Raw genomic sequence first — 17,524 nt, 5'->3', positions numbered from 1 at the left:
AAGTATCACCCGTGAACTGGCGGGCATGTTGCAAAATAGGAGCCGGCATCACACAAGCCGGCCCGCCGCGCATGCCGGGGATCATCAGGATGGCTCATCGCATATGAAGAACGAGACTGGAACGAAGCGCAAGCCTCAGGCCGAGCCGGAGAAGGCGGCAAACCCGAAGCCGGGCCGGCGCACGGCGTCGGCGCGAGGCGTCAAGACCGACCTGCAGCGGGCCGATTGGGTGCGCGCAGGCCTGCGCGTGCTGGCTCAATCCGGGGTGGACGCCGTGTTGATCCCACGCCTGGCCACGGATCTGGGAGTGACCAAGGGCAGCTTTTATTGGCATTTCGAATCGCGCGACGACCTGCTGCTCGCGCTGATCGAGGAGTGGAAGCAGCACGCGACCCTGCGCGTGATCGAGATCGTCGAAAGCGCGTCTACGTCCGCTCAGGAAAAAATCCGCCTGATCGCCTTCATCGGCACCAACTCGCCCATCGACGAATTCGGCGGCGCCATCGAACTGGCCGTGCGCAACTGGGCCCGGACGAATCCCGCCGTGCGCAGCGCCGTGGCCGACGTCGACCAGCAGCGGCTGACCTACCTGACCAGCTTGTATGCCGAGATGGGCGCCAAGGTCGATCCGGAACTGCTGGCCTGCCTGCACTATAGTTTTTCGACGGGCCTGCGCCTGATCTTCGCCTACCCCGAGCAGCAGAAACTGGCGATGCGGCAGGCCGCGCTCGACACCATTTTCTTCCCTTCGCCCGTCAAGTAGCCCGCCCGGCCAAGCGTTCGAGATCCGCCAGGGCCTGGGCATATTCGGCCGCCAGTCCATCGACGATGGCGGCGGTGGATGCGATCTCAGCGACCGCGCCCACGCCCTGGCCGGCGCTCCAGACGTCGCGCCATGCCTTGGCCTCGCCGCTGTCCGCCCGCTTGCCGAATGAAAAACTGCGGCGTTCGCGTGACGCCAGCGTGCCGATGTCGACTCCCGCCGCCTCGAAACTGCGGACGAGGTAGTTGGCGGGCAGCCCCGTGACCGCATCGCTGCAGACGATGTCGGCCGCCGTCGCATCCACCACCATGTTCTTGTAAGACGACTGGGCGTTGGCCTCGTGCGAGGCGATGAAGCGCGTGCCGATGTAGGCCAGGTCGGCCCCCATTGCCTGTGCGGCCAGCACCTGGCGGCCTTCGGCGATGCACCCCGACAGCACGATGAGCCCATCGAAGAAACGCCTCGCCTCCGCGGTGAACGCCATCGGATTGATGCTGCCGGTATGTCCGCCGGCCCCCGCGCAAACGAGGATCAGGCCATCGACGCCGGCATCGACGGCCTTGCGCGCATGGCGCAGCGTCGAGACGTCGTGCAGCACGATGCCACCGTAGGCGTGTACGCGCTCGACCACGTTGCCGGGCGGATTCAGGCTCGTGATGACGATGGGGACCGCGTGCCTGCATACGACGTCCAGATCGTGCGCGAGGCGCGGATTGCTGGGGTGGACGATGAGATTGACCGCGTAGGGGGCAGCGGGCCATGGCGGCGAGCCGCGGTTCCATTCATCTATCTGCGCCTGCACATGGGAGAGCCAGAGCGACAGCTCGCTTTCCGGGCGCGCGTTCAAGGATGGGAAGGCTCCGATGATGCCCGCCTTGCATTGCTCCGCCACCAGTTCCTTCGACGAGACGATGAACATGGGTGAGCCCATCGCGGGGATGCGCAGGCGCCATGGATGAGTAACGCGGTGCGATCGCGGAGGAGGCGTGTTCAAGGGTTTCTCCCAGGGTTGACGGTCATGGGGGCGTTCAATAGAGTAGCTTCCATACCGACCAGTATGGAACGGAATCCAGTTCAAGGCAAGAAGCAATGACGAGCTCCGACCACTCCTTTGGCCCAGCATCCGGTCACGCGTCGATCGGCGAACGCAGCGTTGCGCTGCGCTCGCTCTGGTCTCGCGGCGCGCGTCTGGCGCAGGGCCTGCGCGAGGGAGGCGTCAGGGAAGGCGACGCGCTCGCGATACTGATGCGCAACGACCTCTGCTTCCTTGAGTCCATGATCGCCGCCAGCCTGCTCGGGGCCTATGCGGTGCCCATCAACTGGCACCAGAAAGCGGACGAATCGGCATTCATCCTTGCCGATGCGGCGGCGCCGGTACTGCTGGCCCATGCGGATCTGCTGGCGGGGATGGGCGGGGCGATATCACGCGGCGTGCGGGTCATCGCCAGTCCCACGCCGCCCGAGATCCAGCGGGCCTACGGGTTGGACGCCGGATGCTGTGCCGTGCCTTCCGGGGTGGAGAGCCTGGAGCAAGTGATCGCGGCCCATGGCGAGCTGGAGGATCGCTCCGCGGCGGGTACTCGCGGCAGCATCATCTATACCAGCGGAACCACGGGGCGGCCCAAGGGGGTGCGGCGCGCGGCGCTCGAGCCGGACGCGGCCCGCCGCTTCGCGGCGCTGTCGCAGCAATGGTTCGACCTGCGCCCCGGCGTGCGTACCGTCATGGCCGGCCCCATGTATCACAGCGCGCCCAACACCTATACCCGGTCGGTCCTGAACTCGGGAGGCAGCATCGCATTGATGCCGAGATTCGATGCCGAGGAATTGCTGGCGTTGATCGAGCGCGAGCGCATCACCCACCTGCACCTGGTTCCCACCATGTTCGTGCGGCTGCTTCGCCTGCCCGAGGCGGTCAGGGCGCGCCATGACCTGAGTTCGCTGGAGTTCGTCATCCACGGCGCGGCGCCCTGTGCCCGCGAGATCAAGCAGGCCATGATCGATTGGTGGGGGCCGGTCATCCACGAGTACTACGGGGCGACGGAAACCGGCATGGCCAGCCGCAGTTCGTCCGAGGAGTGGCTGGCCCGGCCAGGAACCCTCGGCCGGGCCTGGCCGGGACGGGAACTGCGTGTCTATGGCGAGAATGGCGAGCGCCTTGGCGCCGGGCAGATCGGCGAGATCTACGTGGGACTGCAAGGGGTGCCCAACTTCACCTACCTGAACGCCGACGCGCAGCGGGTCCAGGTCGACCGCGACGGGCTGGTTACCAACGGCGACATCGGCTATCTGGACGAAGACGGCTACCTGTTCCTGGTCGATCGGAAGAAGGACATGGTCATTTCCGGTGGCGTGAACATTTATCCCGCCGAGATCGAATGCGCGCTGGCCGAGCACGAGGGCGTGGCCGACAGCGCGGTGATCGGCGTGCCCGATGCCGAGTACGGGGAAAGGCTGGTGGCCTTCGTGCTGCCGTCCGATGGCCTTGCCCTGTCGGAAGACGCGCTGCGCGGCTTCCTGAAGAGCAAGCTGGCGAATTTCAAGGTTCCCCGGGAGTTCGTCTTCGTCGATGAGCTTCCCCGGGACGACTCCGGCAAGCTGATGAAGCGCAAGTTGCGCGATCCCTATTGGGCCGGGCGGGCGGCGGCCATCTGAACGAGCACGCACCGAGGAGACGACGATGCGAACTATTGCGGTCGCGGCGGCCCTGTCGGCCGCCTTGGCGGGATTCCCCTGCTGGGCGAAGTATCCGGAACGCCCCATACGGCTGATCGTGCCGTATCCGGCGGGCGGCACCACCGACGTGCTGGCGCGCCTGGTGGCCAAGGTCATGGCCGAGGCATTGGGGCAGGAGGTATTCGTCGACAACCGGGCGGGCGCGGCCACCATCGTGGGCGTGGACGCGGCAGCCAGGGCTCCCAACGATGGCTACACCATCCTGCTCGCGACGGCCACGTCGTTCGCGGTCAATCCCCACATCTACAAGAAGCTCCCTTATCGCCTGGACGAGTTCATTCCGATCGGGTTCATCGGCGAAGCGCCCATCCTGCTGGTTTCTCCCGTGTCGTATCCCGCACGCAACCTGCCCGAACTGGTCTCCAGACTGAAGGCCGATACCGCCGGCACGGCCATCGCGACTACCGGCAAGGGCGGCTTCTCGCATTTGACGGCCGCCATGTTCTTCAACGCCATCGGCGCCAAGTACCGCGACGTGCCCTACCGTGGGGAAGCTCCGGCCATCCAGGACGTGGTGGGGGGCCAGGTGAACCTGTACTTCGGCAGCATGCCGGGCACGCTTTCCCATGTCAGCGCCGGACGACTGCGCGCCTATGGCGTGACGTCGGAACAGCGGTCGCCGTCGGCGCCCGCCATCCCCTCATTCGCCGAGCAGGGACTGCCCCAGGTGGTCGCCACGTCCTGGTTCGGGCTGTCGGCGCCCAAGGGAACGTCGTCCGACATCATCGCCACGTTGGGGGCGGCGCTGGCGAAGGCGATGAAGGAACAGAGCATGCGCGACAGGCTGGCGCAGGAAGGCGCGGTCACGCGCGAGATGTCGCCGGCCGGGTTCGCCGATTACATTCGCCGCGACAACGAGCGCTGGGGCGTCATCGTGCGGGCGGCCGGCGTGGAAGCGGAGTAGGCCATGAGCGGATACATGCTGGAGCAGGTGCTGTACGACCTGGGAACGCGCCGCGATGCGCGTGAGGCTTTCGCGGCTGATGCCGCGGGGTTTCTTGCACGCTACCGCCTGGAACCCGCCCAGGCCAGGATGGTCGTGGAATTCGACGTGGCGCAATTGCAGCGCGAGGGCGTCAGCCCATTGCTGACCTATGGCTATTGGATGATGAACGCGCCGTCGCGGACGAGGGCCTCCTATCTGGCGAGGCTGCGCGAAGCGCGGGAGGAGGGGGCATGGCAAGCATCGTAGGCGGCTTCGTCATGCCGCATGAACCCGGCATCTTCTACATGCCCAGGGAGCGCTGGACGGAAGGCCAGCACCGGGTCATGGCGGCCTATGGCGAGATCGCGCGCCGCATAGGCGAACTGGAAGCCACCGCGGTGGTCGTGGTCGGCGCCGACCACTACGTGTTGTTCGGGCCGGGATGCCTGCCGAGCTATCTGATCGGGATAGGCGAGGTCAGCGGACCTTATGAGAGGTTCGCCGGCATCGACCAGGGCGCGATTCCCAACCATGCGCCGCTTGCCGGGCACATCGCGCGCCATGGCCGGGACCATGGATACGACTGGGCCGTGGCCAAGGTGCTGCGCGTGGACCATTCGATCGGCCTGCCCGCGCGCGTGTGCGCGCTCGTCAATCCCTCGGTGCGCGGCGTGATACCGGTCTACCTGGCCAGCGGCGTGGAGCCGGTGATATCGCTGCGGCGGGCCCACCAACTGGGCGGCGCCCTGCGCGCGGCGGTCGAGGCCTGGGACACCGACGACCGCGTCGTGGTGATCGGTTCCGGTGGCATCAGCCATTGGGTCGGCATGCCGCAGATGGGACGGGTGAACGAGGCCTTCGACCATCGCGTGCTCGATTGCGTGGCGCGAGGCGATTCCCATGGCCTGCTGGAGATGAGCGATGCCGAGATCCTGGAGCAGGGTGGCAACGGCGCTTTCGAGATAAGGAATTTTCTTTGCATGATGGGCGCGCTGCCGGGCCGGACCGGACGAGTGCTGTGCTATGAGCACGGCGAAGAATGGGTGACCGGCCTGGGGTTCGCCGAAGTCCTGGAGCCAGCATGACGACTGACGTTATTCAACCCGGTCCGGACGAACTCCGCGCGCTGGTGGATCTGGAACGTGGCGCGATCGACCGCCGCGTGTATTGGGACGAGGCCGTCTACCGGCTGGAGCTCGAACGCATCTTTGCCCGTTGCTGGCTGTTCGTGGCGCACGAGAGCCAGGTCGCGGAACCCGGCGACTTCCTGACCACCTACATGGGCGAGGACGGGGTGATCGTGGCCCGGGACGGCAATGGCGCGATCAACGTCTTCCTGAACTCCTGCACGCACCGCGGCAACCGCATCAGCCTGGCCGAGGTCGGCAATCGCCGGCGCTTCACCTGCAACTATCACGGCTGGACTTTCGGGCTGGACGGCGCGCTGGTGGCGCTGCCCCAGGAGGACGTCTATCGGCAGACCTGCCCTGGCTTCGATCCGGGCGATCTCGGCCTGCACCGGGCCCGGGTCGTGTCCTACAAGGGACTGGTGTTCGCGACCTTCGACGAGGAAGCGCCCGGCCTGGAGGATTACCTGGGCGACTATCGCTGGTACCTGGACGTGCTGCTGGACAACGATGAGGACGGTACGGAATTTCTGGAAGGCAGCATCAAGTCGCGCATGGCATGCAACTGGAAGTTCCCGGCGGAGAACTTCGCCGGCGATTCGTACCACGCCGCCTGGACGCACAACTCGGGCGCGATGGCGATGCTGGGGATGGGCGTGGGCAAGTCGAACCAGGAGAACAGCTACCAGATCAACGTCAACGGACATGGCTGGCAATTCGGCCTCGACATGGTCGGCAACGCGATGGTGCTGGGCGAACAGGACATCGTCGACTACCTGCGCGAGCGCGAGGAGAAAGTAGCCGCCCGCCTGGGCAAGCTGCGATCGCGCATGGTGGGGTCCATCAGTTCGGCCAACCTGTTTCCCCATATGTCCTTCCTGCCCGGCCAGAGCACTTTCCGCACCTGGCATCCCAAGGGGCCGAAGGGAATAGAACTGCATACCTGGGTGCTGGTCAACAAGTCCGCGCCTGAAAGCCTCAAGAGCCTGTACATGAAGGGGGTCATGAGGACTTTCTCGCCGTCGGGCACCTTGGAGATGGACGATGGCGACAACTGGGAGAACTCGACGCAGACCAACGATGGCGTGGTGACCCGGCGCCAGAAGCTGCACTACGCGCTGGGCCTGGACAGCGGCATCCAGCATCCCGAGCTGAAGGGGGCGGTGCATCTGCGCAAGTACAACGATTCGAACCAGCGCGCCTTCTACCGCCAGTGGCTGAAGCTGATGTGCGACGAGCGCGCGCACGCATCCAGGAGCTGAGCATATGCCCGTGAACCTAGGCGAGACCCCCATCCTGCGCAAGCCGGTCGCGCCGCCGCCGCCGATGCTGCCGCCGCGGGACCTGGTGTTCGAAGTGGAGCAGTTCCTGTATCGCGAGGCCCGCCTGCTGGACGACGAACGCTACCAGGAGTGGCTGGGACTGATGACCGAGGATGTCCATTATTGGATGCCTGGTATCCAGTCGCGCCACCGGCGGGACAAGAAGCCCAGGCTCGATCCCCGGCGCATGGCATTCTTCGATGACGACCTGCTGAACATGCGGCGGCGGGTGACCCGTTTTCTCGATCCGACGGCATGGGCCGAGGATCCGCCGACCCGCTCCTGCCACATCATCTCGAATATCGAGGTCGAACTGACCGATGCGCCCGGCCAATGCCGGGTGTACTCCGCCTTCGTCAATTGCCGGGGCAGGGGCGAGGCGGAAGAGTACTGGTTGTCCGGCCGCCGCAACGACGTGCTGCGGCGCGTGGAGGACGGCGGCCTGCGCCTGGCGTCGCGCGAGATCGTCATCACGCAGACCGTCCTGCTGGCCAAGAACCTGAACGTATTCCTATGAATACACGGGCTCTCGAACGCGGCGCTTCTTCCTCGTCCGGCTGGCTGGCGGGGCAGGTCGCGGTCATTACCGGAGCGGCCAGCGGCATCGGCCGCGCGGTGGCCGAACGCTACCTGGAAGAAGGCGCGCTGGGCGTGGTATGCGTGGATGCCGACCGGGCTGGCCTGGACGAGTTGGCCCGGGAGCACGGGAGTCGCGTCGAACCGGTGGTCGGCGACGTACGCGACCATGCGGTCCACGAACGGGCGGTCGAACGCGCGCGGGCAAGCTACGGCGGCCTGGACGTGCTGGTGGGCAACGCGGGGCTGTTCGATTTTCGCCGGCCCTTGAGAGGCTATACCGCCTCGGCCCTGGCGGCGACGATGGACGAGTTGTTCGCGGTCAACCTGCGCGGCTATCTGTACGCGGCCATGGCCGCGCGCGAGGCGCTGGAGGCAGCCGGTGGCTGCATGATCTTTACCGCCTCGGTGGCCAGCTTCCATGCGGGGGGCGGAGGCGTGCTCTACACCATGGGCAAGCACGCCGTGGTCGGCCTGGTGCGTCAGTTGGCCCTGGAGCTGGCACCCAGGGTGAGGGTGAACGGCGTCGGGCCGGGCGGCACGCTGACGGGACTGCGGGGCACGCAGACGCTGGGACATGGTGGCCGCCAGATCGATGCCGATCCGCGCGCCTTTGACGAACGCGTATCGGCGGCGGTGCCGCTGGCGTTCGCGCAGCGGCCGCGCGACCACGCCGGCCTTTATGTGCTGCTGGCCAGCCGCGACAACGCGCGCGCGGTCACCGGCGAAATATTCATGAGCGACGGCGGCGTGGCCGCCCGCTCGATCTGAGGAAACGGGCATGGACATTTCCGCGAGACATCCGGCCGTGGGCAAGACCGTCGAGGCCAACGGATTGCGCACGAACTATCACGAGGCGGGCGACGGGCCGCCGGTCATTTTCCTGCACGGTTCGGGGGCAGGGGTCAGCGGCTGGGAAAACTGGCATGGCGTCATGCCCGCGTTCGCGCGCCGGCACCGGGTGCTGGTCCCGGACATCGTCGGCTTCGGCTTCACCGAGCGGCAGCCGGGTGCGCGGTACAACATCAAGGTATGGGTCCAGCATCTGCTGGGATTCATGGATGCCATGGGCGTGCAGCAGGCCGATCTGGTGGGCAATTCGTTCGGCGGCGCGCTGGCGCTGGCCGTGGCGCTGCGCAATGGGCATCGCGTCCGCCGGATGGTGCTCATGGGCACGCCGGCCGGAGAGTTCGAGCAGCGCGCCTCGTCGGCGCGGTCCTGGTACTACCAGCCGTCGCTGGAGAACATGGCGGAGCTGCTGCGCACGTTCCCCCACGATCCGGCCGTGATCACCGACGAGATGGTAAGGCTGCGCCATGAGGTCAGCCTGCTGGCGGGGGGAATGGACGCCTACCGCAAGCTGTTTCCCGAGCCTGGGCAGCCGGGAGAAATCAGGATGGTCAAGGGCATTCCGGAGCCGGACCTGGCGTCGATCGAGGCCCCCGTCCTGGTGCTGCACGGCCGCGACGACCAGCGGGTGCCCGTGGAATGCGGCCTTCGCATCGCCAGGCGGTGTCCGCGCGCCGATCTGCACATGTTCGGCCAATGCGGCCATTGGGTGCAGATCGAGAGGCAGGAAGCCTTCGTCCAACTGGCCACGTCATTCCTGGCATGAGTGTCATGCCGTTCGCGTGAAACGCATTCACTCTCCGACAAGGAAATCCCGTGCTGGATCCCGATACATCATTGCGGCTCGCGGTGGAGCTGGAGGCGGCTCAGCTCAGCCGCGTGCCGGTGCGGCAGTTTTCGCTGCGCCACCCCGACATGACGGTGGACGACGGCTATGGCATCCAGCGGGCCTGGATGCGCCTGAAGCAGCAGAGTGGCCGGACGCTGCGCGGGCACAAGATCGGACTCACCTCGCGCGCCATGCAGCAGTCCAGCCAGATCGACGAGCCCGACTATGGCGCCCTGCTGGACGACATGTTCCACGAGTCGGGCCATGACATTGCGCATGACCGCTTTCTCGCGCCGCGTGTGGAGGTGGAGCTGGCCTTCGTGCTCGGCCGGCCGCTGCGCGGACCGGGGGTGACTGTCTTCGACGTGCTGCGCGCCGCGGACTACGTGGTGCCCGCGCTCGAGATCATCGATGCGCGCATCGAACAGATGGACAGGGAGTCGGGCCGGCCGCGTAAGGTTTTCGACACCATTTCGGACAATGCCGCCAGCGCCGGCGTGGTGTTGGGAGGCCGGCCGGTACGGCCGGATGCCGTGGACCTGAGGTGGTGCGGCGCCTTGCTGCACAAGAACGGAATCATCGAGGAGTCGGGGCTCGCCGCCGCCGTGCTGGGCCATCCGGCCACCGGCATCGCGTGGCTGGCCAACAAATTGGCGCGGCATGACGAAGCGCTGGCCGAGGGCGAGATCGTCCTGGCGGGATCCTTCACCCGGCCCGTGGCGGGCGCGCGTGGAGACACCTTCCATGCGGACTACGGGCGGCTGGGGTCGATCAGCTTCCGTTTCGCTTGACGAGGGCCACCGCATGAATCTGCCCGAGAATGCCTTCAAGCGCGCGTTGACCGAACGCCGGCGGCTGATCGGCCTGTGGGCCGCGATGGCCGATCCCTACAGCCTCGAGATTTGCGCCCAGGCCGGATTCGACTGGCTGTTGCTGGACGGAGAACACGGCCCCAACGATCTGCGCACCGTCCTGGCTCAGTTGCAGGTATTGGCGGCCTACGCGCCGGCACCGGTCGTCCGCGTGCCGGAAGGCGATGCCGTGCTGTTGAAGCAATACCTGGAGATCGGCGTCCAGAATTTCCTGGTTCCCATGGTCGAGTCCGCCGCGCAGGCGAGCGCGATCGTGGCGGCGACGCGATATCCGCTGCACGGCACGCGTGGCGTGGGCAGTTCCATCGCGCGGTCCTCGCGCTGGGCCCGCTATGCGGACTACCTGCACGCGGCGAATGGGCAGATATGCGTACTGGCCCAGGTCGAGACCGCGGCGGGCGTGGAGCGTGTCGCCGAGATCGCCGGGGTGGAGGGCGTGGACGGCATCTTCATCGGTCCGGCCGATCTGGCCGCCTCCATGGGACGGCTGGGGGATCCGGGCCATCCCGAGGTGCGGGCAGCCATCGACCTGGCGCGGCGACAGGCGCTGTCGCAGGGCAAGGCCGTGGGCACGCTGGCCACCGATCCCGCCGTGATCCGGCAGCATCTGGAGCAGGGCGCCAGCTTCGTCGCGGTGGGCGTGGATGCCGCGTTGCTGGCGCGGGCCACCCGCGATCTGGCCGCCGCCTGGGTCAATCCAGCTTGACCTTGGCCTTGCGCACGACCTCGCCCCACTTGGCGCGGTCGGCCGCGATGAACGCCGCGAATTCCGCCGGCGTGTTCCCTTTCAGTTCTCCGCCATACGAGCGCCATTTCTCGGCCAGCTCCGGCGACTGCGCGGCCTTGCGCATGGCCTCGCTCAGCTTGTCGACGATGGCCTTGGGGGTGCCGGCCGGCGCCAGCAGCCCCTGCCAGGCAATGGGCTCGAAATCGGCGATGCCCGATTCGGCGAAGGTCGGCACGTCGGGGAAGGTGGGATGCCGCTGCTTGCCGGTGATCGCCAGCAGCTTGAGCTTGCCCGCGCGGATGTTGCCCGCCGCGGCCGGGAGTCCGTCGAACATCAATTGCACCTGGCCCGCCAGCAGATCGGCATAGGGGCTGTTGCTGTTGTACGGCACGAAATTCAGCCGGGTGTTCGCGCTGAATCCGAACCATTCGCCCGACAGGTGGGAGTAGCTGCCCGGCCCCTGCGTAGCCACGTTGACCGCGTCGGGCTTGGCCTTCATCAGGGCCAGCAGGGCGCGGACGTCGTTGGCGGGCAGCTTGGGCGTGGCGATCAGGCCGGTGTTCAGGATGCCGAGCAGGCTGACCGGCGTGAGGTCCTTGGCCGCGTCGAAGGGCAGCTTGGAGTACAGGTGCGGCACGACCGACAGCGTGCTGGTGGTGCCGATATACAGGGTGTAGCCGTCGGGCGTGGCGCGCGCGGCCGCCTCGGTGCCGATGATGCCCGAGGCCCCCGGCCGGTTGTCCACGAACACGTTCTGCCCCAGGACCTTGGTCAGCTCGGCCGCGATTTCGCGGGCATTGGCATCGGGCCCGGTGCCGGCGGCGAAAGGGGCGATGATGCGGACCGCCCGGGCGGGGTAGTCCTCGGCCTGGGCGCCGGCCGAAACGAGGGCCGCCAAGGCGATGGCGGGCAGGTCGATGCGGCGTAACAGCGAATTCATGGGTCGTCTCCTGGGATCATCACGTTCCGTGATTTTTGTAAGTCTATTATCAAATTAAGAGAATTCGTATATATTAAAAACACACGACAACCAAAAAATCAACTTTTATTCTCTTTTAAAGAGAACGAAAGGAGGAAAAATGGCAGTGCAACCCTCCCATGCTCCCCAGGCCGGCCTGCCGCTCGCCTTCAGCCATCTGGGGCTGTATGCGCGCGACATCGATGCGATGGCGCAGTTCTACCGGACCGTGCTGCGGTTCACCGAGACGGACCGCGGCAACCTGGGCCATACCCGCCTCATCTTCCTGAGCCGCGACCCGGCCGAGCATCACCAGATCGTCCTGGCCTCGGGGCGTCCCGAGGATCTGCGGTTCAGCGTCGTGAACCAGATCTCGTTCCGGGTCCCCGACCTGTCCACGTTACGGCGTTTCCACGAACGCCTGGTGGCGGCCGGCGTGGACGACATCCAGCCCGTCACCCACGGCAACGCGGTGTCCATCTATTGCCGGGATCCGGAGGGCAACCGGCTGGAACTGTTCATGGACACCGACTGGTACTGCGAGCAGCCGCTGCGCGAACCGGTGGACTTTCACGACAGCGACGAGGAGATCCTGCGCAAGGCAGAGGCCATCGCCCGCCGCTACCCCCGCTTCCAGCCGCGTGCCCAATGGCAGGCCGAGGTCGCCCGTCGCATGGAAGCCGACCAGCATGCGTGAACGTCCATCGATGACGGCCGACGTGGCGATCGTCGGCTACGGGCCGGTGGGGGCCATGCTGGCCAACCTGCTGGGGCAGGCGGGATTGTCGGTGCTGGTGCTGGACAAGGAGCGCCAGGTCTATCCCTTGCCGCGTGCCATTCATTTCGACGGCGAGGTCATGCGCATCTTCCAGAGCGCCGGCCTGCGGGAGGCGGTGCTGGAGGCGGCGCGGCCGGGCAGCCAGGGCATGCATTTCGTCAACGCCGAAGGCCGGACCCTGCTGATCCGGGGGGGCACGGCCGACGACGGGCCGCACGGATGCGCCAACAACTACTACTTCCACCAGCCCGAACTGGAGCGCGTGCTGCGTGAAGGCGTTGCCCGCCACGCCGGCGTGGCGGTCCGGCTGGGCTGCGAAGTGACGGCCTTGTGCGAACGCGGCGACTGGGTCGAACTGGACTTGTCGGACGGCGGCACCGCGCGCGCGCGCTATGCGGTCGGCTGCGACGGCGCCCGGTCGCTGGTCCGCAAGACCATGGACAGCAGGATGGAGGACCTGGGCCTGCACCAGCCGTGGCTGGTCTTCGACGCGATCCTGAAGGACGACGGCTCGTCCTTGCCGGCGCACACCGTGCAGTATTGCGACCCCGCGCGGCCCATGACCTATTGCAACGTGGTCGGACGCCGCCGGCGCTGGGAGATCATGGTCATGCCGGGGGACGACACCGCGGCCCTGGTCCGGCCCGATACGCTGTGGAAGCTCGTGCGCCGCTGGGTCACCCCCGAGCAGGCCGACCTCGAACGCGCCGTGGTCTATACCTTCCACTCCGTGCTGGCGCATGGCTGGCGCAAGGGCCGCATGCTGCTGGCTGGCGATTCCGCGCATCAGACGCCCCCTTTCCTGGGGCAGGGCATGTGCGCCGGCATGCGCGACGCCGCCAATCTGGCCTGGAAGCTCGAGGCGGTGCTGCGCGGGCGTGCCGGCGATGCACTGCTGGATTCCTACGAGTCCGAGCGCGCACCCCATGTGCGGGCCTTCGTGGAACTGGCCGTGCGCCTGGGCGCCATCATCCAGGCCACCGATCCCGATGCGGCTCGGGAACGCGACCGGCGCTTCTCGGCCGGCCAACCGGAGATCTTCGAGTTCCCCTCGCCCGCCCTGGGGCCGGGACTCCAGGGCGATGCGCCCGCGCCCGCGGGGCTGCCATTTCCGCAGCCGCGCCTGGATGACGGCAGGCTGCTGGACGAGGCGCTGGGCAACCGCATGGCGATCATCGGCGAGCCCGGCGTGGTGGGCGGGGTGGGGGAATCCACGCGCGAGCGGTGGCGCGCGATGGACGCGGTGGTGCTCGACCGTCCGGGCCGTACACTAGCGGCCTGGCTCGACGCGCACGGCGCGCGCGCCATCGTGCTGCGTCCCGACCGCTACGTGATGGGCGTGGCGCACACTTCCGACGAACTCGAGCGCATCACGGCCCGCCTGCCGGCGGCCGAGGTGGCTCTGTCCCGATGACCGCATGGAAGAAAAATCCGCCACCAGCCTGGAACGCATGCTGCGGGTGCTGGACCTGTTCGACGACGAGCACCTGGTCCGCACCGCCGAAGAGATCGCGTCGCTGCTGGACGTGTCCCTGCCCACCGGCTATCGCTACGTGAAGACGCTGGGCGACGCGGGGCTGCTGCAGCGCGCCGGCGATTCGCGCTATGCGCTGGGCCCGCGCATCGTGGTGCTGGACTACTACATCCGGCGGGCCGATCCGCTGCTGCAGGTCGCGATTCCCCACATGGCCGAACTGGTGGAGAAAACCAGCTTCGATTGCGTGACCTCGGCCTGGTTCGGTTCGCAGATCCTGGATACGCACCGCGAGATGGGCAAGGCACCCGCGACGCTGTCCTACGGACGCGGGCGGCCCCGCCCCCTGTTCAGCGGCGGCGCGCCCAAGGTCATCCTGGCTTCGTTTCCGCCCGCGCAGCTGCGCAAGCTGTTCGATGCGCATGCGGCCGACATCGCCCGGGCCGGACTGCCCACGGAATGGCCGGCGTTCCGGAAGTACTACGCCGCGATCCGCCGGGCCGGCTACTACGTGTCCCGGGGTGAACTCGAGCCGCAGCTGGCCGCCATCGCCGCGCCCATACCCAAGGCCGAAGGCGTGGTTTGGGGCGCCTTGTCGGTAGTGATAGACATGCCGCGCATCGACGTGGTGGACGTGCCGCGCGTGGTGCAGCTGGTCAGGCAGGCAGCGGGCAGGATCGCCGACGAACTGGCGGCCTGAGGGCCGGCCTCAGGATCGGTCCGCTTGCGTGGCGCGCGCGGTCTTGCTGGCGTGGGCCTCGATTTCCGCGACGAAGGCGAGCAGGTGCGCCTCGGCCAGCCGCCCCGCGGTCGCCCCGTCCCGTTGCGTCAGGGCCTCGATGATCTCGTCGTGCTCGTCCAGCGCGGCTTCCACGCGTTCGCCGAAGCGGACCGTGCCGACGCCGGCGCTGATCAGGAACTCGCCCCGGTCCCACAACGAAAAAGCCAGTTCGTTCAGGTTGGTCGCGCGCGCGATGGTGTGCAGCATCAGGTGGAATTTTCGATTGCCGAGCCGATAGGCCTCGTCCCTTCCCGATGCGGACGAGGCCCGGTTGAAGGCCTTTCTCATCCGGTCGTTGATCGACTGCAGTTCGTCGATTTCCTCGGGCAGCGCCCGCTGCGCGGCCAGCCGGGCGAAATAGCCCTCGATCACCGCGAACAGGCCCAGGAAGTCGGTGACGTCGGACAGCGACGGCGTGGATACGCGGCAGCCCACCTGGGGCGTGATCTCGACGAACTTCTCGATTTCCAGGCGCTTGAGCGCTTCCATGACGGGGAAGCGGCTGCTGCCTATGGCGGCCAGGACGGCGTCGATGTCGACCAGCGCACCCGCCGGCAGCTCGCCGTTGAGCATCTGGGCTTTCAGGTAGTCGTAGGCCTGGTTCGCGAGCGGTTGCTTGCCCCTTGATTCCATGCGTATCTCGTATTCGTGATAGGCCCGGCACTGCAAGCTCCGGAGCAGTGCTGCGCCTTCCTGTGACGCGGCTGGCGGGCATTATAGCCGCGGGGTCATGACGAACGACGCCGCTTGCTCAGGCGTGCGAGGCGGGCGCGTCGCCGGAGAAACGGCCGAAGCGGCCACGATAGTAGACAAGCGGATCGGCATCGCCGCCGGACTCCACCGCCACGACGCGCCCGACCAGGATGACGTGGTCGCCGGCGTCGTACTCGCATGCGGTGTCGCACAGCATGGACGCATGCGTGTCCGGCAGATGCGGCGGTTCCAGGCCGGCTTGCGGCGCCGCCGGCTGGGCGAACTTGGCCACGCCGCGCTTGGCGAAACGCACCGCCATGCCGGCCTGCTCCCGCGCCAGCACATGGACACGGAATTGCCTGCTGCCCGAGAAGGCCTGGCGGGACAGCGCGTGCTTGTCCAGGCAGAACAGGATCAGGGGGGGAGTCAGGGAGACGGAGGTCAGGGAACTGACCGTCACGCCCACGGGCGTGCCGTCCGCCGCGGTGGCGGTGACCACCGCGACCCCCGTGGGAAAGCTGCCGATGCAGCGCTTGAATTCTTCGGACGAGAGCATGTCGCTGGCCTTTCAGAACGTATTGACATGTTAACATGTTAGTCCTACGATGCGGACAAATCAACAAGGCTCAAGGAGAGCGTCGATGGGTGTGCGCAGCGGATCGGAATACCTGGACCATTTGCGGTCCCATCCTCGGGAAGTGTGGGTCGAGGGGCAGCGGGTCGAGGATGTGACGCGGCATCCGGCCTTCGGCCGCACCGCCAGGCAGGTCGCCCGGCTGTACGACCTGCAATCGGATCCGGAGCACGCCAAGGTCCTGGCCGCGGCCGTCGATGCCGGGGGCCGGTCCTGCGCCACGGCCTTTCTCGTGCCCAAGAGCCAGCAAGACCTGCGGGTCAGGCGGGCGGCCTTCGAAACCGTGGCCGAACAGACTTTCGGGCTGCTGGGCCGCTCGCCCGATTTCATGAACACCATGCTGGCCGCCTTCCTTGACGGCCGGGACTATTTCCGCAAGGCGGGCGCTCGGTTCGAGGACAACCTCGTGCGCTACGTCGAGCACGTGCGCGACAACGACCTGTTCCTGACGCACGCCCTCATCACGCCGCAGAACGACCGGTCCAAGGCCTCGCACGAGCAGGCCCAGTCCGACCTGCACCTGGGCGTGGTCCGCGAAACCGACGAAGGCCTGATCGTGCGCGGCGCCCGCATGCTGGCGACCATGGGGCCGGTCGCCGACGAGGTGCTGATCTACAGCCTGCCCATGCTCAAGCCGGGCGACGAGCGCTACGCGGTCGCGTTCGCGCTGCCCCTGTCGACGCCGGGCCTGCGCCAGATCGCCCGGCCGCCGTTCGAGAAGGGGCTGGTCAAGGACCATTACGAGCATCCGCTGGCCAGCCGCTTCGAGGAGCCCGATTCCCTGCTGGTGTTCGACGACGTGCTGGTGCCCTGGGACCGGGTGTTCATCAACCAGGACGTGGAACTGTCCAACGGGATGTACGGCGGGACGGCGGTGCGGCAGTTCACGGCGCAGCAGACTTCGGTGCGAGGCCTGGTCAAGCTGAAGCTGATCACCGGCGCGATGATCGCCGTCGCGCGCGCGATCAAGGCCGACATCCACCTGCACGTGCAGAACATGATCGGCGAATGCCTGGACGCGATCGAGATGGTCGAGTCCTGCATCGTGCGCGCCGAGCTGGAAGCGCAGGCCGCGCCCAACGGCACCTTGCGTCCGAACTTGCGGCCCTATCACGCGATCCGCACCTTCCTGCCCACCATTTATCCGCGCGCCGTCGAGTACCTGCAAAAGGTAGGAGCGGGCGGCCTGCTGATGATGCCGGCCGAGTCCGACTTCGGCAGCCCCGTCGCGCGCGACGTGATCAAGTACTACCAGGGCGCGGCCACCGGGTCGGTCGACCGCATCCGCATCTTCAAGCTGGCGTGGGATCTGTGCGGCGACGCTTTCGCCAGCCGGCAGATGCAGTACGAGCGCTATTACGTGGGGGATCCCGTGCGCCTGCTGGCCAGCTCCTATCACGAGGGCAACCGCTCGGCCTGCACGGCGCTGGTCGATCGCGCCATGGAACTGGCCGGCGAGCCGGCGGGGATGAGCGGCAACTAG

Annotated in this window: 19 protein-coding genes; 15 read left to right on the top strand and 4 right to left on the bottom strand. The window is 67.2% G+C overall.

Translation table 11 applies throughout. The features are described from left to right. The first annotated feature begins 103 nt into the window (after window positions 1–103). On the top strand, window positions 104–763 hold the full coding sequence (locus tag EGT29_RS23945) for a TetR/AcrR family transcriptional regulator (RefSeq protein ID WP_161567941.1): 660 nt from the start codon (window positions 104–106) through the stop codon (window positions 761–763). Here EGT29_RS23945 and EGT29_RS23940 read toward each other — a convergent pair. Further along, window positions 756–1,682 (bottom strand): nitronate monooxygenase family protein, encoded by a 927-nt coding sequence (locus EGT29_RS23940; protein WP_238160187.1) that lies wholly within the window; start codon window positions 1,680–1,682, stop codon window positions 756–758. The two genes, EGT29_RS23945 and EGT29_RS23940, sit on opposite strands and share 8 nt — an antisense overlap. 170 nt (window positions 1,683–1,852) lie before the next feature. Between EGT29_RS23940 and EGT29_RS23935 the strand changes: the two genes are divergently transcribed. The 10 genes from EGT29_RS23935 to EGT29_RS23890 are packed head-to-tail and all read left to right on the top strand — an operon-like array spanning window position 1,853 to window position 10,702. Continuing rightward, a complete protein-coding gene (locus tag EGT29_RS23935) occupies window positions 1,853–3,415 on the top strand; it encodes an AMP-binding protein (RefSeq protein WP_124691329.1) in 1,563 nt (520 codons plus the stop codon). Between the two features lie 25 nt (window positions 3,416–3,440). Next, window positions 3,441–4,400 carry a tripartite tricarboxylate transporter substrate binding protein gene (locus EGT29_RS23930; protein ID WP_124691328.1) on the top strand — a complete coding sequence of 320 codons (960 nt, stop codon included), beginning with the start codon at window positions 3,441–3,443 and terminating at the stop codon, window positions 4,398–4,400. 3 nt (window positions 4,401–4,403) lie between these two features. Next, a complete protein-coding gene (locus EGT29_RS23925; RefSeq protein WP_124691327.1) occupies window positions 4,404–4,688 on the top strand; it encodes an extradiol ring-cleavage dioxygenase in 285 nt (94 codons plus the stop codon). Beyond that, the gene (locus EGT29_RS23920; protein WP_124691326.1) at window positions 4,673–5,506 is read left to right on the top strand and encodes a protocatechuate 3,4-dioxygenase; all 834 of its coding nucleotides are present in this window, start codon (window positions 4,673–4,675) and stop codon (window positions 5,504–5,506) included. The genes EGT29_RS23925 and EGT29_RS23920 overlap by 16 nt, the downstream gene beginning before the upstream one ends. Then, on the top strand, window positions 5,503–6,810 hold the full coding sequence (locus tag EGT29_RS23915) for an SRPBCC family protein (RefSeq protein ID WP_124691325.1): 1,308 nt from the start codon (window positions 5,503–5,505) through the stop codon (window positions 6,808–6,810). Before EGT29_RS23920 ends, EGT29_RS23915 begins: the two co-directional genes overlap by 4 nt. Window positions 6,811–6,814: 4 nt before the next feature. Continuing rightward, window positions 6,815–7,387 (top strand): 3-phenylpropionate/cinnamic acid dioxygenase subunit beta, encoded by a 573-nt coding sequence (locus EGT29_RS23910; RefSeq protein WP_202865563.1) that lies wholly within the window; start codon window positions 6,815–6,817, stop codon window positions 7,385–7,387. Further along, window positions 7,384–8,217 (top strand): SDR family NAD(P)-dependent oxidoreductase, encoded by an 834-nt coding sequence (locus tag EGT29_RS23905; RefSeq protein WP_124691324.1) that lies wholly within the window; start codon window positions 7,384–7,386, stop codon window positions 8,215–8,217. Before EGT29_RS23910 ends, EGT29_RS23905 begins: the two co-directional genes overlap by 4 nt. 10 nt (window positions 8,218–8,227) lie before the next feature. Continuing rightward, window positions 8,228–9,061, top strand: a complete 834-nt coding sequence (locus EGT29_RS23900) for an alpha/beta fold hydrolase (RefSeq protein WP_124691323.1) — start codon at window positions 8,228–8,230, stop codon at window positions 9,059–9,061. 50 nt (window positions 9,062–9,111) lie between these two features. After that, window positions 9,112–9,915 carry a 2-oxo-hept-4-ene-1,7-dioate hydratase gene (hpaH, locus tag EGT29_RS23895; protein ID WP_124691322.1) on the top strand — a complete coding sequence of 268 codons (804 nt, stop codon included), beginning with the start codon at window positions 9,112–9,114 and terminating at the stop codon, window positions 9,913–9,915. 13 nt (window positions 9,916–9,928) lie between these two features. Beyond that, complete coding sequence (locus EGT29_RS23890) at window positions 9,929–10,702, top strand: aldolase/citrate lyase family protein (RefSeq protein WP_124691321.1); 774 nt, start codon at window positions 9,929–9,931, stop codon at window positions 10,700–10,702. Here the strand turns inward: EGT29_RS23890 and EGT29_RS23885 are convergent. Continuing rightward, window positions 10,689–11,663 carry a tripartite tricarboxylate transporter substrate binding protein gene (locus tag EGT29_RS23885; RefSeq protein WP_124691320.1) on the bottom strand — a complete coding sequence of 325 codons (975 nt, stop codon included), beginning with the start codon at window positions 11,661–11,663 and terminating at the stop codon, window positions 10,689–10,691. The genes EGT29_RS23890 and EGT29_RS23885 overlap by 14 nt on opposite strands. A 139-nt stretch (window positions 11,664–11,802) precedes the next feature. On the opposite strand from EGT29_RS23885, the gene EGT29_RS23880 reads away from it, so the two are divergent. The 3 genes from EGT29_RS23880 to EGT29_RS23870 are packed head-to-tail and all read left to right on the top strand — an operon-like array spanning window position 11,803 to window position 14,633. Continuing rightward, the gene (locus EGT29_RS23880; protein ID WP_124691319.1) at window positions 11,803–12,378 is read left to right on the top strand and encodes a VOC family protein; all 576 of its coding nucleotides are present in this window, start codon (window positions 11,803–11,805) and stop codon (window positions 12,376–12,378) included. Then, window positions 12,371–13,873 (top strand): bifunctional 3-(3-hydroxy-phenyl)propionate/3-hydroxycinnamic acid hydroxylase, encoded by a 1,503-nt coding sequence (locus EGT29_RS23875; protein WP_124691318.1) that lies wholly within the window; start codon window positions 12,371–12,373, stop codon window positions 13,871–13,873. The genes EGT29_RS23880 and EGT29_RS23875 overlap by 8 nt, the downstream gene beginning before the upstream one ends. A 4-nt stretch (window positions 13,874–13,877) precedes the next feature. Continuing rightward, window positions 13,878–14,633: an IclR family transcriptional regulator gene (locus EGT29_RS23870; protein ID WP_124691317.1), complete on the top strand. Its 756-nt coding sequence runs from the start codon at window positions 13,878–13,880 to the stop codon at window positions 14,631–14,633. Window positions 14,634–14,642: 9 nt separating this feature from the next. Here EGT29_RS23870 and EGT29_RS23865 read toward each other — a convergent pair whose 3' ends face one another. Then, window positions 14,643–15,347, bottom strand: coding sequence for a GntR family transcriptional regulator (locus EGT29_RS23865; RefSeq protein ID WP_124691316.1), 705 nt, complete (start codon window positions 15,345–15,347; stop codon window positions 14,643–14,645). A gap of 118 nt (window positions 15,348–15,465) precedes the next feature. Next, complete coding sequence (locus tag EGT29_RS23860; RefSeq protein ID WP_124691315.1) at window positions 15,466–15,963, bottom strand: flavin reductase family protein; 498 nt, start codon at window positions 15,961–15,963, stop codon at window positions 15,466–15,468. A gap of 85 nt (window positions 15,964–16,048) precedes the next feature. Between EGT29_RS23860 and EGT29_RS23855 the strand changes: the two genes are divergently transcribed. Further along, window positions 16,049–17,524 (top strand): 4-hydroxyphenylacetate 3-hydroxylase family protein, encoded by a 1,476-nt coding sequence (locus tag EGT29_RS23855; protein ID WP_124691314.1) that lies wholly within the window; start codon window positions 16,049–16,051, stop codon window positions 17,522–17,524.

Origin of the sequence: Pigmentiphaga sp. H8 (genome assembly GCF_003854895.1) — a bacterium.
GTDB lineage: Bacteria > Pseudomonadota > Gammaproteobacteria > Burkholderiales > Burkholderiaceae_B > Pigmentiphaga.
Note: the sequence above shows the minus strand (reverse complement) of the source record. Positions and strands in the feature narration are given on the sequence as shown.

Excerpts from the sequence above, each read along its gene's own strand:
- EGT29_RS23855 (WP_124691314.1), top strand. The coding sequence starts at position 16,049 with ATGGGTGTGCGCAGCGGATCGGAATACCTGGACCATTTGCGGTCCCAT.
- EGT29_RS23905 (WP_124691324.1), top strand. The coding sequence starts at position 7,384 with ATGAATACACGGGCTCTCGAACGCGGCGCTTCTTCCTCGTCCGGCTGG.
- EGT29_RS23900 (WP_124691323.1), top strand. The coding sequence starts at position 8,228 with ATGGACATTTCCGCGAGACATCCGGCCGTGGGCAAGACCGTCGAGGCC.
- EGT29_RS23915 (WP_124691325.1), top strand. The coding sequence starts at position 5,503 with ATGACGACTGACGTTATTCAACCCGGTCCGGACGAACTCCGCGCGCTG.
- EGT29_RS23910 (WP_202865563.1), top strand. The coding sequence starts at position 6,815 with ATGCCCGTGAACCTAGGCGAGACCCCCATCCTGCGCAAGCCGGTCGCG.
- EGT29_RS23890 (WP_124691321.1), top strand. The coding sequence starts at position 9,929 with ATGAATCTGCCCGAGAATGCCTTCAAGCGCGCGTTGACCGAACGCCGG.
- EGT29_RS23875 (WP_124691318.1), top strand. The coding sequence starts at position 12,371 with ATGCGTGAACGTCCATCGATGACGGCCGACGTGGCGATCGTCGGCTAC.
- EGT29_RS23865 (WP_124691316.1), bottom strand. The coding sequence starts at position 15,347 with ATGGAATCAAGGGGCAAGCAACCGCTCGCGAACCAGGCCTACGACTAC.
- EGT29_RS23940 (WP_238160187.1), bottom strand. The coding sequence starts at position 1,682 with ATGTTCATCGTCTCGTCGAAGGAACTGGTGGCGGAGCAATGCAAGGCG.
- EGT29_RS23920 (WP_124691326.1), top strand. The coding sequence starts at position 4,673 with ATGGCAAGCATCGTAGGCGGCTTCGTCATGCCGCATGAACCCGGCATC.
- EGT29_RS23945 (WP_161567941.1), top strand. The coding sequence starts at position 104 with ATGAAGAACGAGACTGGAACGAAGCGCAAGCCTCAGGCCGAGCCGGAG.
- EGT29_RS23885 (WP_124691320.1), bottom strand. The coding sequence starts at position 11,663 with ATGAATTCGCTGTTACGCCGCATCGACCTGCCCGCCATCGCCTTGGCG.
- EGT29_RS23935 (WP_124691329.1), top strand. The coding sequence starts at position 1,853 with ATGACGAGCTCCGACCACTCCTTTGGCCCAGCATCCGGTCACGCGTCG.
- EGT29_RS23860 (WP_124691315.1), bottom strand. The coding sequence starts at position 15,963 with ATGCTCTCGTCCGAAGAATTCAAGCGCTGCATCGGCAGCTTTCCCACG.
- EGT29_RS23930 (WP_124691328.1), top strand. The coding sequence starts at position 3,441 with ATGCGAACTATTGCGGTCGCGGCGGCCCTGTCGGCCGCCTTGGCGGGA.
- EGT29_RS23880 (WP_124691319.1), top strand. The coding sequence starts at position 11,803 with ATGGCAGTGCAACCCTCCCATGCTCCCCAGGCCGGCCTGCCGCTCGCC.
- EGT29_RS23870 (WP_124691317.1), top strand. The coding sequence starts at position 13,878 with ATGGAAGAAAAATCCGCCACCAGCCTGGAACGCATGCTGCGGGTGCTG.
- EGT29_RS23925 (WP_124691327.1), top strand. The coding sequence starts at position 4,404 with ATGAGCGGATACATGCTGGAGCAGGTGCTGTACGACCTGGGAACGCGC.